Below are 14,630 nucleotides of genomic sequence, written 5' to 3'. Positions count from 1 at the left end.
GAACCATGCATACAACCTATTGAATCTTCACAGCTAGGCCTGTTCCGGCCGGGTCCGCACTACCCGGCGATAAATCCATACGGCCACGGCCGCGAAAACCACGAAACCCAGCCATTCCGCGGTCGGGCCGAAGCCCGCGCCGACCACGGCCAGGGGCGCCTCGTCGCCGGTGGCGCCGATGACGGCTGCCAGCAGCACCCCAACCAGGCTCTCGCCCACGATCAAGCCGGACGCCACCAGCACGCCGCGGCGATTGGGCCCTTCGGCATAGCGCTCGTAGTCCTGCCCGGCGGCGGCGGCCCGGCGGCGCAGCGCGCGCCCTCCAGGAGCCAGGCCAGCACCGCCCCGACCACGATGGGCGCGCTGGCCGACGGCGGCAAGTAAATGCCGATGCCCACCGCCAGCACCGGCAGGCGCGCCACCCGGCAGGTGCGCCGCAGCACCTGGTCGATCACGATCAGCGCCACGCCCACGCCCATGCCGATCAGGATCATGGTCCAGTTCAACTGATGGGTGAAGATGCCTTGCGCGATGGCCAGCATCAGCGTCGCCTGGGGCGCCGCCAGCGCCTGCGACGGATCCATGCCCGGGCGCGGCAGGGCGTCGCCGAAGCCATAGGCGTTGTACAGCAGCTCCAGCACGGGCGAGATGACCGCCGCCCCGACGACGCAGCCGATCAGCAGCGCGACCTGCTGGCGCCAGGGCGTCGCCCCCACCAGCCAGCCGGTCTTGAGGTCCTGCAGGTTGTCGTTCGAAATGGAGGCCACCGCCACCACGGCCGAGGTCGTGAAGATCGCCAGGGCGATGCCCATCTGCAGCCCCTGCGGCGTGGCCAGCAGGCCATCGCCGCGCTGGATGGCCAGCATGAGCAGCGACACCAGCACGATCGCCACGATGCCGACGCCGGAAATCGGGCTGGTCGACGAGCCGATCAGCCCCGCCATGTAGCCACAGGCCGCCGCCACCAGGAACCCGAAGACGAAGGCGAACACCACGGCGTAGGCCACCAGCCCCCAGCGCGCGCCCGGCGAGAGCACGGCCGGCTGCAGGAAAGCGGCGAACACGCCTACCAGCACGGCGACCAGCGCCAGGGTGATGAGCGAGATCCAGCGCGAGGGCAGGTCGCGCTCGGTGCGCGGGGCGCTGCCATAGGCCGCCTCCCCGCTGCGGCCAAAGGCCGCGAACGACGTACGCACGCCGCGCACCATGGGCATGAACAGCGTGGCCAGCGTCCAGATGGCCCCCACGCCGATGACGCCGGCGCCGATGAAGCGCACCTGCGACGCCCACAGGCTGTTGGCGAAGGCGCTGATGGACTGGCCATCCGGCATGGGCGTGGTTGCGGTCAGCACGGGCACCGCGACCAGCCAGGCGATCAGCAGCCCGACCAGCATGGCCACGCCGGCGACGATGCCGATCAGATAGCCGGCGCCCAGCAATGCCAGCGAAAAGCCCATGGGCAGGCGGAACACCGACGCGCCGAGCTGGCCCCACCAGCTGAAGCTGTCGCCCAGCACCCGCAGGCCGCCGGTGGCCAGGCTGACCAGCGCGGCCACGCCGCCGCCCGCCAGGATGTCGCCCATGCCGGATGCGCCCCGGCGGCCCGGGGCCGTGTCAGGCGCCTCGGCGCTGCCCACCCGCAGGATTTCGGCCGCCGCCACGCCTTCGGGGTAAGGCAGGTCGCTTTGCACCACCATGATGTGGCGCAGCGGAATCGTGAACATCACCCCCAGCATGCCGCCGGCGCCGCAGATGGCCAGGGTCTGCCAGAACGGGAAGCCCTGCCAGTGCCCCATCATGACCAGGGCGGGCAGGATGAAGATGATGGCCGACAAGGTGCCGGCGGCCGAGGCCTGCGTCTGCACCATGTTGTTCTCCAGGATGTTGGCGTCGCGAAACATCCGCAGCACCGACATGGAGATCACCGCGGCCGGGATCGCCGAGGAAAACGTCAGGCCGACCTTCAGGCCCAGAAAGACATTGGAAGCCGTGAAGATGACGGTGATCAGCGCCCCCAGCAAGACGCCGCGCAGCGTCAGCTCGGGCAGGGTCACGCTATCGGGAATGCGGGTTGCATCAGCCATGAGCGATCCGGAACATAAAGGGAAAACCCGCAATTTTACTGCGGCCCGCTTCCCTGCCTGAGCGGCAGGGCCGTCTGGTACTTGACTTGCTTGAGCGCGAACCCGGAGCGGATGTTCTTCACGCCAGGAATGCGCGACAGGCGATTGACGATGAAGCGCTCCAGTCCCGGCATGTCGGCCACCACCACCCGCAGCAGATAGTCCGCATCGCCCGTCATGAGGTAGCACTCCATCACTTCGGGACAGTCGGCCATGGCGCCCTGGAACCGCTCCAGCTCGCTTTCGACCTGCTTCTCCAGGCTGACCTGGATGAACACATTCAGGTTCAGGCCCAGTTGCGCCGGATCGGCCAGCGCCACATAGCCGCGGATGATCCCGGCGGCCTCCAGGGCCTTGACGCGGGCCAGGCACGGCGAGGGCGACAGATGCACCCGGCGCGCCAGCTCGACGTTGGTGAGGCTGGCATCGGTCTGCAACAGGTCCAGGATCCGGCGATCAATGGCATCCAGCGCGTGTGGCGGCATATTAAGCTCCATAAAATGTCAATCACAGCATTTCATGCCTAATGAATCGGCATTTTGGCGCATTTTCGATGACTCATGCCAGCACTAAAGCGCTAGCATGGATGCAAATAGGAGACAACGCCATGTGCAACGCCCAGGCCGGCGCCACGCCGCCACAGATCCCGGATCCCGACCCCGTCGAAACCGCCGAATGGTGCGAGGCGTTGGACTCGCTGACCCAGGCCGGCGGCCCCGAACGGGCCGCCTATGTGCTGCAGCAACTGCTGGCGCGGGCCACCGCGCTGGGGGTGCGCGCGCCGGGCATCACGCGTACGGCCTATCTCAACACCATCGCGGCCGACCAGGAGCCGCCCTTTCCCGGCAACCTGTCGCTGGAAGAGCGCATCGCCTCCATCAACCGCTGGAACGCGCTGGCCATGGTGGTGCGCGCCAACCAGGCCCATGGCGAACTGGGCGGCCACATCGCCAGCTATGCGTCGGCGGCCGACCTGTTCGAAGTGGGTTTCAACCATTTCTTCCGCGCGCCCGCGCCCGGCTTCGGCGGCGACCTGGTCTACATGCAGCCGCACTCGGCGCCGGGCATCTATGCCCGCGCCTATCTGGAAGGTTTCCTGAACGACGTCGACCTGGCGCATTTCCGCCAGGAAATCACGGCCGGGGCACAGGGACTGCGAGGCCTGTCTTCCTATCCGCACCCCTGGCTGATGCCGGACTTCTGGCAATTCCCCACCGGCTCGATGGGCATCGGCCCCATCAATGCCATCTACCAGGCCCGCTTCATGCGCTACCTAGAACACCGTTCGCTGGCCATGCCTTCGGACCGCAAGGTCTGGGGCATTTTCGGCGACGGGGAAATGGACGAACCCGAATCCATCGCCGCGCTGACGCTGGCCGCGCGCGAGCGCCTGGACAACCTGGTGTTCGTGATCAACTGCAACCTGCAGCGCCTCGACGGCCCGGTACGCGGCAATGGCCGCATCATCGACGAGCTGGAAACGCTGTACGCCGGCGCCGGCTGGAATGTCATCAAGCTGGTCTGGGGCGGAGACTGGGACGCCCTGCTGCGGCGCGATCCCGATGGCGTGCTGGCCGGCACGTTCTCGCACACGGTGGACGGGCAGTTCCAGACCTTCGCCGCCAATGACGGCGCCTACAACCGCCAGCACTTCTTCGGGCAGGATCCGCGGCTGAGCGCGCTGGTGGCGGACTGGTCCGACGAGGCGATCGACCGCCTGCGCCGCGGCGGCCACGACATGGTCAAGATCCACGCCGCCTATCACCGCGCCACGCACCACCGCGGCCAGCCCACCGTCATCCTGGCGCAGACCAAAAAGGGGTTCGGCATGGGCACCGCCGGACAGGGCAAGATGACCACGCACCAGCAGAAGAAGCTGGACGACGAAGCCCTGCTGGCGTTCCGCGACCGTTTCGCGCTGCCCATCTCCGACGCCGACTGCCTGGCGTTGAAGTTCTACAAGCCGGCCGAGGACAGCGCCGAGCTGCGCTACCTGGAGTCGCGCCGCGCGGCCCTGGGCGGCTACCTGCCGCGGCGCCGCACCGAAGCCCCGCGCCTGGCGCCGCCGCCGGTGGCCGACTGGGCCCGGTTCGCGCTGCAGGCCGCGGGCAAGGAAATGTCCTCGACCATGGCCATCGTGCGCATGCTCACCGCCTTGCTGAAGGACCCGCAACTGGGGCCGCGCATCGTGCCCATCGTGGCCGACGAAGCGCGCACGTTCGGCATGGCCAACCTGTTCCGCCAGGTAGGCATCTACTCGGCGCAGGGACAACTGTACGAACCGGAAGACATTGGCTCGGTGCTGGCGTACCGCGAAGCGCGCGACGGCCAGATCCTGGAAGAAGGCATTACCGAAGCCGGCGCGATCTCGTCCTGGACCGCGGCCGGCACCAGCTATTCGGTCAATGGCCTGCCCATGCTGCCTTTCTATATCTATTACTCGATGTTCGGCTTCCAGCGCATCGGCGACCTGATCTGGGCGGCGGCCGACCAGCGCACGCGGGGCTTTCTCATCGGCGCAACGTCCGGGCGCACGACGCTGGGCGGCGAAGGCCTGCAGCACCAGGACGGCTACAGCCACCTGGCCGCGGCGGCGGTGCCGAATTGCCGCGCCTACGATCCCGCCTATGCGTACGAAGTGGCCGTCCTGGTCGAGCACGGCATGCAGCGCATGCTCGACGAACAGTGCGATGAGTTCTACTACCTGACCGTCACCAACGAAAACCTGGCCCAGCCCGACATGCCCGAGGGCGAGGAAACGCGCACGGGCATCCTGCGCGGCATGCACCGCGTGCGGGCCGCCGACGCCACCCCGCAGGTGCGCCTGCTGGGCGCCGGTCCGATGCTCGACGAGGCCATGCGCGCGGCGCAATTGCTGCGCGATGAGCACGGCGTGGACGCGGAAGTCTGGAGCGTGACCAGCTTTTCGGAGCTGGCGCGCGGCGGGCGCGGCGCCGAGCGCGCCCAGGCGCTGGGACTGCCCTGCCCCGACGGCAACTGGCTGGCGCAATGCCTGGGCGACCAGGCCACCCCGGTGGTTGCCGTCAGCGACTATGTCCGCGCCGTGCCGGAGCAGATCCGCGCCTGGGTCCCCGGCCCGTACCGCGTGCTGGGCACCGACGGCTTCGGCCGCAGCGACACGCGCGCCCGGTTGCGCGACTTCTTCGAGGTCGGCGCGCCCTGGATCGTCCTGCACGCGCTGGACCTGCTGGCGCGCGAGGACAGCGCCTGGCAGCCTGCGCTGCAGGCCCGGCGCGAGCAATTGCAGGCTGCCACGCGCAACGTCCCCTCCTGGCAGTCGTGACGGCCGCATCGGCCGGGACGTGGCCCGGCCGATGCCGTCTTCGCTGCGGTGCAGCAAGCACAGCACGGCGCTTTCTGTTGAAATAGGGGGGTTCCCCTCGGGTTTCAGCTTTTCCGTTATTTCCCTCAGTTTGCGCCGCAAAGGTTGTGCACCCATGGACGAAAATCTCACCAAACTGGCGTTGGATTACCACGCTTATCCCACCCCGGGCAAAATCTCGGTTACCCCGACCAAGACGCTGGCCAATCAGGACGACCTGTCGCTGGCCTACTCGCCCGGCGTGGCCGCGGCCTGCATGGCGATTTTCGACCAGGGCAATGACGCAGCATCGAAATACACGTCGCGCTCCAACCTGGTCGGCGTGATCACCAACGGGACGGCCGTGCTGGGCCTGGGCAACATCGGCCCGCTGGCCGCCAAGCCGGTCATGGAAGGCAAGGGCTGCCTGTTCAAGAAATTCTCCGGCATCGACGTGTTCGATATCGAGCTGGCCGAGAACGACCCCGACAAGCTGGTCGACATCATCGCCGCGCTCGAGCCGACGCTGGGCGGCGTGAACCTCGAGGACATCAAGGCGCCCGAGTGCTTCTATATCGAGAAGAAGCTGCGCGAGCGCATGAACATCCCGGTGTTCCACGATGACCAGCATGGCACCGCCATCATTTCGTCGGCGGCCATCCTCAATGGCCTGAAAGTCGTCGGCAAGGACATCGGCCAGGTCAAGCTGGCCTGCTCGGGCGCCGGCGCCGCCGCGATCGCCTGCCTGGACCTGCTGGTGCACCTGGGCATCAAGCGCGAACACATCTACGTGGTGGACTCGCGCGGCGTCATCTGGGAAGGCCGTGACGAGAACATGGAGCCCAACAAGCGCCGCTACGCGCAGAAGACCGAGGCCCGTACGCTGGCCGACGTGGTCAACGGCGCCGACGTGTTCCTGGGTTGCTCGACCGCCGGCGTGCTGACGCCGGAAATGGTCAAGACCATGGCGGCGCAGCCGCTGATCCTGGCGCTGGCCAACCCTGAGCCGGAAATCCGCCCCGAGCTCGCCAAGGCGGCGCGGCCCGACTGCATCGTCGCCACCGGCCGTTCGGACTACCCGAACCAGGTCAACAACGTGCTTTGCTTCCCCTTCATTTTCCGCGGCGCCCTGGATGCCGGCGCCACGCGCATCACCGAGGAAATGAAGCTGGCGTGCGTCAAGGCCATCGCCGAGCTGGCCCAGGCCGAACAGAACGACGAAGTAGCGCGCGCCTATGCCGGCCAGGAGCTCAGCTTCGGCCCCGACTACATCATTCCCAAGCCGTTCGATCCCCGCCTGATCGTGCAGATCGCGCCGGCCGTGGCCCAAGCCGCCGCGGACTCCGGCGTCGCCACCCGTCCGATCGAGGACATCGAGGCCTATCGCCAGAAGCTGATGGGCTTCGTGTATCACTCCGGCCAGTTGATGCGTCCGCTGTTCCAGCAGGCCAAGCAGGCGCCCAAGCGCGTGGTGTATGCCGACGGCGAAGACGAGCGCGTGCTGCGCGCGGTACAGACCGTGATCGACGAGAAGCTGGCCGAGCCCATCCTGGTCGGCCGCCCGTCGGTGATCGAGATGCGCATCAAGAAGTTCGGCCTGCGCATGGTGCCGGGCCAGAACGTCGAGATCGTCGACCCCGAGGACGACAGCCGCTTCAACGACACCTGGAATGGCTACTATCAGCTGCGCGGCCGCGAAGGCGTGACACCGGCCATCGCCAAGGCGATGATCCGCAAGCACAACACGCTGATCGGCGCGATGCTGCTGCGTCGCGGCGATGCCGACGCGCTGCTGTGCGGCGTCGCCAGCAAGTACGACAACCAGCTCAAGTACGTGGAGGAGGTGATCGGCCGCAAGCCCGGCCAGACCTACGGCGCGCTGAATGTGCTGATGCTGCCGAACCAGACCCTGTTCGTCACCGACACGCACGTCAACGAGAACCCGTCGGCCGACGAAATCGCCAACATCACGATCCAGGCCGCCGAGGAGATGCTGCGCTTTGGCGTCATGCCGAAAATCGCGCTGCTGTCGCATTCCAACTTCGGCAGCCGGCCCACCGATTCGTCGCGCAAGATGGCCCATGCCCGCAAGCTGGTGGCCGAGCGCGCGCCGCATCTGGAGGTCGATGGCGAGATGCACGCCGACGCCGCGCTGTCGGAGTCGATCCGCCTGCAGGCCTACCCGGACAGCACGCTCAAGGGTCGCGCCAACCTGCTGGTCATGCCCAACCTCGATACCGGCAACATCACCTACAACATGCTGAAGATGACCGGCAGCAACGGGATTGCGATGGGCCCGATCCTGCTGGGTTCGGCCCGCCCGGTGCACATCCTGACCACCAGCGCCACCGTGCGCCGCATCGTCAACATGACGGCATTGGCAGTGGTGGACGCGCAGCAGGAAGCCGCCGAAGGCTGACGCTGATGCGCCGGCCCGGCGCCGCCATGGCGCCGGGCCCTGCATGCACGGGTCCAGTCCCGATAAAAGCCGCATGCAAAAGGACTGTTTCCCACATCGGAATCAGCCCTCCCCCCCCCCCTAAGACCTAAGATCGTGGCTCCATAACTCTTCTGGCGCCAAGACGCCCGTGTTACCCATGCAAATCCCTTTCCAACGCGCCCTGCGCCTGTGCTTGCGGGCCGCTCTGGCGGCCATTGCGTCCGCGGCGCACGCCGACGACGGCACCATCGTCATCACCGGCACCATCACCGACACCACCTGCGTCATCGAGGACCCCTCAGGCCCGAATCACACCAAGGTCGTACAGCTACCCAAAATCTCCAAGAACGCATTGAAGGCCAACGGCGACCAGGCCGGCCGTACCCCTTTCATCATCAAGCTGAAGGATTGCCCGTCCAGCCTGGGCAACGGCGTCAAGGCCTATTTCGAACCGGGCCCGACCACTGACTACAGCACCGGCGACTTGCGGGCATACAAGATGGTCTATGCCACCAATCCGCAAACCCAGCTGAGCAACATCACCGCCGCAACCGAGGCCCAGGGCGTGCAGGTACGGATTTCCAATCTCAATGACTCCAAGATCACCATGGGTGCGAACGAGGCGACCCAGCAGGCGGCAGGCTTCGACCCCGAAGTGCAGACCGGTGGGACCAGCAGAACCGTCACGATGCGCTACCTGGCCTCCTACGTCAAAAAGAACGGCGACGTCGAAGCCAGCGCCATCACCACTTATGTGGGTTTTTCCGTGGTCTACCCCTAGCTGTGAAGATTCAATAGGTTGTATGCATGGTTCATCCGAACCGGATTTGAGAAACTGGAAATCGCCACCCCCCCAGTTCACTCAAGGAGCCCGGCCGGATGAACACCCATAAGCATGCCCGATTGACCTTCCTACGTCGACTCGAAATGGTCCAGCAATTGATCGCCCATCAAGTTTGTGTGCCTGAAGCGGCCCGCGCCTATGGGGTCACCGCGCCGACTGTGCGCAAATGGCTGGGCCGCTTCCTGGCTCAGGGCCAGGCGGGCTTGGCCGATGCGTCCTCGCGCCCGACGGTCTCGCCCCGAGCGATTGCGCCGGCCAAGGCGCTGGCTATCGTGGAGCTGCGCCGCAAGCGGCTGACCCAAGCGCGCATCGCCCAGGCGCTGGGCGTGTCAGCCAGCACCGTCAGCCGCGTCCTGGCCCGCGCCGGTCTGTCGCACCTGGCCGACCTGGAGCCGGCCGAGCCGGTGGTGCGCTACGAGCATCAGGCCCCCGGCGATCTGCTGCACATCGACATCAAGAAGCTGGGACGTATCCAGCGCCCTGGCCACCGGGTCACGGGCAACCGACGCGATACCGTTGAGGGGGCCGGCTGGGACTTCGTCTTCGTGGCCATCGATGACCACGCCCGCGTGGCCTTCACCGACATCCACCCCGACGAGCGCTTCCCCAGCGCCGTCCAGTTCCTCAAGGACGCAGTGGCCTACTACCAGCGCCTGGGCGTGACCATCCAGCGCTTGCTCACCGACAATGGCTCGGCCTTTCGCAGCCGCGCCTTCGCCGCGCTGTGCCATGAGCTGGGCATCAAGCACCGCTTTACCCGACCTTACCGCCCACAGACCAATGGCAAGGCCGAACGCTTCATCCAGTCGGCCTTGCGTGAGTGGGCTTACGCTCACACCTACCAGAACTCCCAACACCGAGCCGATGCCATGAAATCCTGGCTACACCACTACAACTGGCATCGACCCCACCAAGGCATCGGGCGCGCTGTACCCATCTCCAGACTCAACCTGGACGAATACAACCTATTGACAGTTCACAGCTAGCGGCCGCCGGGCTCGCGCAGATAGTCGACCAGGGCCTCGGTGGCGGAGTCCGGGCGCGGCGTGAGCAACGACACCACGATAATCGTCAGGAACGCCATCGGCGCGCCGAACACGCCGGCGGCCACCGGCTGGATGCCCCACCACAGGTCCACCGGCTCGGCGCGCGTCACGCCGAACACCCATTCGCGCAGCCACGGATGGGTGTGCGCCATGTAGGCGAAGGTGGCGGCCAGCCCGGCAAACATGCCCAGCGTGGCGCCCCATTTGTTGGCGCGCCGCCAGAACACCCCCATCACCAGCGCGGGGAAGAACGACGACGCCGCGAACGAGAACGCCGCCGACACCATGAACAGGATGTCGGCCGGCTTGCGCGCGGCCACCCAGGCCGCGCCGAACGCGACCAGCAGCAGCAGGATCTTGGACACCATCACCCGCCGGCCGGCCGACATGCGCGGCGACACGACGCGGTACCAGGTATCGTGAGACAGCGAATTCGACAGCGTCAGCAGCAGCCCGTCGGCGGTGGACAGCGCCGCGGCCAGCCCGCCGGCGGCCACCAGGCCGGACACGACGTAGGGCAGCCCGCCGATCTCCGGCATGGCCAGCACCACCACATCGGCCCCCATGCTGATTTCGCCCAGCTGCACGATGCCGTCGCGGTTGACGTCAAGCACGTCCAGCAAATGGATGTCGACCGCGCTCCAGGCGTGCACCCACGATGGCAGGCTGAGGAAACTGGTGCCGACCACCTGCGTGTACACCTCGTACTTGACCAGCAGGGCCAGCGCCGGCGCCATGAAATACAGCAGGAGGATGAACAGCAGCGACCAGCACACCGAGCGGCGCGCCTCGCCCACCGATGGCGTGGTGTATGAGCGCATCAGTATGTGCGGCATGCCGGCCGTGCCCAGCATCAGGCACAGCACCAGCGCCAGGAAGTTGATGCGCATGTTCTCGCGCTCGCGCGGATCCTCGGCCGGAAACGGCTCCGCGTGCGGCACCGGCGGGGTGGCGCGCGCCTCGAAGGCGGCGCGCGCCTGCGACCAGAGCGTGCGCGCCTCCTCCACCGTGGCCGGGTAGCTGGCCAGCTCGCGCTCCAGCGAGCGGATCTCCACCATGGGCGCGTCGCTGGCGTTCAGTTGCGCCAGGCGGCCGCGCAGCCGGTCTTTCTCGTGCGCCAGCGAGTCGGGCAAGGCCCGCAGGCGCTCGTCCATCTCGTCGGCGCGGCTGCGCCACAACTGCCGCACCGCCCGCTCGCCCGGGTCGTGGGCCAGATAGACTTCCTTTTCGGTGATCTCCTGCAGCACCGTGCCGGCCGACAATTGCGGCACCGGCATGCCGGTATGCTTGACCGACAGCCAGACCACCGGCACCAGGTAGGCGATCACCAGGATGATGTACTGGCCGACCTGGGTCCACGTCACCGCGCGCATCCCGCCCAGGAACGAGCACACCAGCATGCCGCCCAGGGCCACGAAGATGCCCAGCTCGAACGAGATGCCGGTCAGGCGGGTGGTGATGATGCCCACGCCGTAGATTTGCGCCACCAGGTAGGTGAACGAGCACAGGATGGCGCAGAACACCCCCGCCAGGCGCGGCAGCTTGCCGCCGTAGCGCGCGCCCAGGTAATCGGGAATGGTGTACTGGCCGAATTTGCGCAGATAGGGCGCCAGCAGCAGCGCCACCAGCACATAGCCGCCCGTCCAGCCCATGATGTAGGCCAGCCCGCCGTAGCCGGTCAGGTACAGCGTGCCCGCCACGCCGATGAACGACGCCACGGACATCCAGTCGGCCGCCGTCGCCATGCCGTTGTAGAAGGCCGGCACGCGCCGGCCCGCGACGTAGTATTCGACCTGGTCGGAAGTCCGGCACACGATGCCGATGCAGGCGTACAGGCTGACCGTCACCAGCAGGAACACATAGCCGATCCAGCTGCGGGCCATGCCCATGAGCTCGGCCAGCGCCAGCAGCAGCACCAGCAGGATGAAGCCCAGCGTATACAGCGTGTAGATACGGCGCAGGCGCTGTTCGAATTCCTGGGGGGTATTGCCGGTAAAGGGCATCAGTCGTCCCGCCGGGTGCGCGAGCGGGCATCGAACCGGTTCATGACCAGCGCATAGATCACGATGAGGATCAAATAGGCCAGCGGGGCGCCATAGGCAGCCATCCAGAACGAGAAGGGCCAGCCGATGAAGTCGAAGGCAAGCTGGCGCGCGAAATAGGCCGGCACGAAGGTCAGCCCGGCCCAGCAGGCCAGCAGCAGCACGATCAGCCGCACATTGCGGCGCCAGTATGGCGCGGGGGACGGCTCGGATTTGACGCGGGATTCCGGCATGGCTTACCTGAATATCGCGAAACGCAGCACTTGAAAAGCCCTTCGTGCCGGTCAGCCTGTCAGCGACGGCTTTTTAAGCGACAACGGCTGGCCCGTGAGGTGCCAGCCGTTGTGCGTTTTGCTTTTTTTTGGGTACTGCTTCGCTTTCTATTTGTATACCGGTGCCGCCGGTTATGCCCATGCAGGGCTTTGTCTCCTCACCTGCATGGGACGAGATTCTGCACCATAAGCGGGCCGGCAACACTAGGGGAATGCCCTAAGAAGGCGCACGCATATGCATATAAAATGCACCAACATGGTGCAAAAAACCATTTTCTGAGGCTTACATCGCCGATTTTCGCCAATTTTCGGTGAATTCGCCATCGAAATTGCCAAACGTGCACTTGTTTTTTTAAAAAGCGGTGAATCCACCAACGCCCCACACGTGTGCATGGACGCCCGGCCGGCAAGGGGTTTTTTTACGCCGCGTTTACGCCCGGCCTCGGAACATTTACCCCGTTTTTATCCGCCGATCCGTAACCTGCCAGCGTCCGCCGGTGCTCCGTGCACAACGCACCACCGGCCCAACCCCGCGGCCCCGCGCCCAAGGAGAACGCTACATGGATCTGGTTTACCTGGCCGTCTTTGCCGCCATGGCGGCCCTGACCGGCACGCAACTGCGCCTGTGCGCCCGACTGTTCGCGAGAGGCCGCCCATGACCGCGCTTTACTGGCTCGGCGGCCTGACGGCCGCGCTGCTCTTCGCCTACCTGGCCTACGCGCTGTTCAATCCGGAGAAATTCTGATGAACGCCGATTTCCTCGGTTTGCTGCTGCTGTACCTGGCGATCCTGCTGTGCGCCGCGCCGCTGCTCGGGCGCCACATCCGCCAGGCCATAAACGGCGAGCGCACCTGGCTCACCGCCTGGGGCCAGCCACTGGAGCGCGGACTCTACCGCCTGGCGGGGGTGGACCCCGCCGCCGAAATGGACTGGCGCCGCTATGCCGTGGCCATGCTGGTCTTCAACGTGCTGGGAGTGCTGGCCGTCTACGCCCTGCAACGCCTCCAGGGCTGGTTGCCGCTCAATCCCGCCGGGCTGCCGGGCGTCGCGCCCGACTCGGCGCTCAATACGGCCATCAGCTTCGTGACCAACACCAACTGGCAAGGCTACGCCGGCGAAAGCACGATGAGCTACCTGACGCAGATGCTGGCGCTGACGGTGCAGAACTTCGTTTCGGCCGCCACCGGCATCGCCGTGCTGATCGCCCTGGTACGCGGACTGGCCCGCCACAGCGCCGCCACGCTGGGCAATTTCTGGGCCGACCTGGTGCGCGCCACGCTGTACGTGCTGCTGCCGCTGTCGTTCATCCTGGCGCTGGTCAGCCAGGGCGTGGTGCAGAACCTGGACCCGTACGTCGAAGCGCAAACCGTGCAGGCGCAGCAGTACGAGACCGCGCGGCTGGACGCGCAGGGCCAGCCCATGACCGGACCAGCCGGCCAACCCCTGACCGACACCGTCGTCACCCGCGTGCAGACCCTGCCCATGGGCCCGGTCGCCTCGCAAGAGGCCATCAAGCTGCTGGGAACCAACGGCGGCGGCTTTTTCAACGCCAATTCCGCCCACCCGTACGAAAACCCCAACGCCTGGTCCAACCTGCTGGAAATGCTGGCGATTCTCCTGATCCCGGCGGCGCTGTGCTGGACCTTCGGCGAGATGGTCGGCAGCCGCCGGCAAGGCGTCGCCATCCTGGCGGCCATGACGGTGCTGTTTGCCGGATTCGCCGCCAGCGCGGCGTATTTCGAGCAGCAGCCCACGCCTGCCCTGCGCCAGGCCGAAGCGGCGCTGCTGGCCGACGGCGGCAATCTCGAAGGCAAGGAAGCCCGCTTCGGCGTGGCCGCCACGGCGCTGTTCGCCACCGTCACCACCGCGGCCTCGTGCGGCGCGGTCAATGGCATGCACGATTCATTCAGCGCCCTGGGCGGCGTCACGCCGCTGTTGCAGATGCAGCTGGGCGAGGTGATCTACGGCGGCGTGGGCTCGGGCCTGTACGGCATGCTGGCCTTCGCCATTCTCGCGGTGTTCATCGCCGGGCTGATGATAGGCCGCACGCCCGAGTACCTGGGCAAGAAGATCGAAGCCCTGGACATGCAGATGGTGGCCCTCGTGATCCTGGCCACGCCGGCGCTGGTGCTGGCGGGCACGGCCGTCGCCGTGCTGGCCGATGCGGGCAGGGCGGGCGTGCTCAATCCCGGCGCGCATGGTTTCTCGGAAATCCTGTACGCCATGTCGTCGGCCGCCAACAACAATGGCAGCGCGTTCGCCGGCCTGTCGGCCAACACCCCTTTCTACAACGTCCTGCTGGGCCTGGCCATGTGGTTCGGCCGCTACACCATCATCGTCGCCATCCTGGCGCTGGCCGGCTCGCTGGCCGCCAAGCCGCGGCTGCCGGCCAGCGTCGGCGGCATGCCGACCACCGGCCCGCTGTTCGTCGCGCTGCTGGTCGGCGCCGTGCTGCTGGTCGGCGCCCTGACCTATGTGCCGGCGCTGGCGCTGGGCCCGGTGGCCGAACACCTGCAACCCTGACGCTTCCGAACCGAGAAC

At 66.7% G+C, this 14,630-nt stretch carries 9 protein-coding genes and 1 pseudogene; 6 read left to right on the top strand and 4 right to left on the bottom strand.

The annotated features are described in order from the left end of the window. Positions 1-33: 33 nt before the first annotated feature. Positions 34-2,084 (bottom strand): annotated as a pseudogene (locus tag BN118_RS08015) (OPT family oligopeptide transporter). A gap of 35 nt (positions 2,085-2,119) precedes the next feature. Then, a complete protein-coding gene (locus BN118_RS08010; RefSeq protein WP_010930202.1) occupies positions 2,120-2,608 on the bottom strand; it encodes an Lrp/AsnC family transcriptional regulator in 489 nt (162 codons plus the stop codon). A gap of 122 nt (positions 2,609-2,730) precedes the next feature. Between BN118_RS08010 and mdeB the strand changes: the two genes are divergently transcribed. The 4 genes from mdeB (at position 2,731) to BN118_RS07990 (ending at position 9,715) form a co-directional block, all read left to right on the top strand. Beyond that, a complete protein-coding gene (mdeB, locus tag BN118_RS08005; RefSeq protein WP_014905705.1) occupies positions 2,731-5,427 on the top strand; it encodes an alpha-ketoglutarate dehydrogenase in 2,697 nt (898 codons plus the stop codon). A 154-nt stretch (positions 5,428-5,581) separates the two neighbouring features. After that, on the top strand, positions 5,582-7,864 hold the full coding sequence (locus tag BN118_RS08000; RefSeq protein WP_014905704.1) for an NADP-dependent malic enzyme: 2,283 nt from the start codon (positions 5,582-5,584) through the stop codon (positions 7,862-7,864). A 169-nt stretch (positions 7,865-8,033) separates the two neighbouring features. Then, positions 8,034-8,666 carry a fimbrial protein gene (locus BN118_RS07995; RefSeq protein WP_010930199.1) on the top strand — a complete coding sequence of 211 codons (633 nt, stop codon included), beginning with the start codon at positions 8,034-8,036 and terminating at the stop codon, positions 8,664-8,666. Between the two features lie 98 nt (positions 8,667-8,764). After that, on the top strand, positions 8,765-9,715 hold the full coding sequence (locus tag BN118_RS07990; protein ID WP_005012067.1) for an IS481-like element IS481 family transposase: 951 nt from the start codon (positions 8,765-8,767) through the stop codon (positions 9,713-9,715). Here the strand turns inward: BN118_RS07990 and BN118_RS07985 are convergent. Together BN118_RS07985 and BN118_RS07980 are read right to left on the bottom strand one after the other, a co-directional pair. After that, a complete protein-coding gene (locus tag BN118_RS07985) occupies positions 9,712-11,778 on the bottom strand; it encodes a sodium:solute symporter family protein (RefSeq protein WP_003814040.1) in 2,067 nt (688 codons plus the stop codon). The two genes, BN118_RS07990 and BN118_RS07985, sit on opposite strands and share 4 nt — an antisense overlap. Beyond that, on the bottom strand, positions 11,778-12,050 hold the full coding sequence (locus BN118_RS07980; protein ID WP_003814042.1) for a DUF4212 domain-containing protein: 273 nt from the start codon (positions 12,048-12,050) through the stop codon (positions 11,778-11,780). The genes BN118_RS07985 and BN118_RS07980 overlap by 1 nt, the downstream gene beginning before the upstream one ends. 694 nt (positions 12,051-12,744) lie before the next feature. On the opposite strand from BN118_RS07980, the gene kdpF reads away from it, so the two are divergent. Next, positions 12,745-12,834 (top strand): K(+)-transporting ATPase subunit F, encoded by a 90-nt coding sequence (gene kdpF, locus BN118_RS19445; protein WP_017685545.1) that lies wholly within the window; start codon positions 12,745-12,747, stop codon positions 12,832-12,834. Continuing rightward, the gene (gene kdpA / locus BN118_RS07975) at positions 12,834-14,612 is read left to right on the top strand and encodes a potassium-transporting ATPase subunit KdpA (protein WP_014905703.1); all 1,779 of its coding nucleotides are present in this window, start codon (positions 12,834-12,836) and stop codon (positions 14,610-14,612) included. The genes kdpF and kdpA overlap by 1 nt, the downstream gene beginning before the upstream one ends. Positions 14,613-14,630: the final 18 nt, after the last annotated feature.

The sequence above is a fragment of the Bordetella pertussis 18323 genome, assembly GCF_000306945.1.
Lineage (GTDB): Bacteria > Pseudomonadota > Gammaproteobacteria > Burkholderiales > Burkholderiaceae_B > Bordetella > Bordetella pertussis.
The sequence above is the reverse complement of the archived record's forward strand: the minus strand, read 5'-3'. Positions and strand labels throughout refer to the sequence as shown.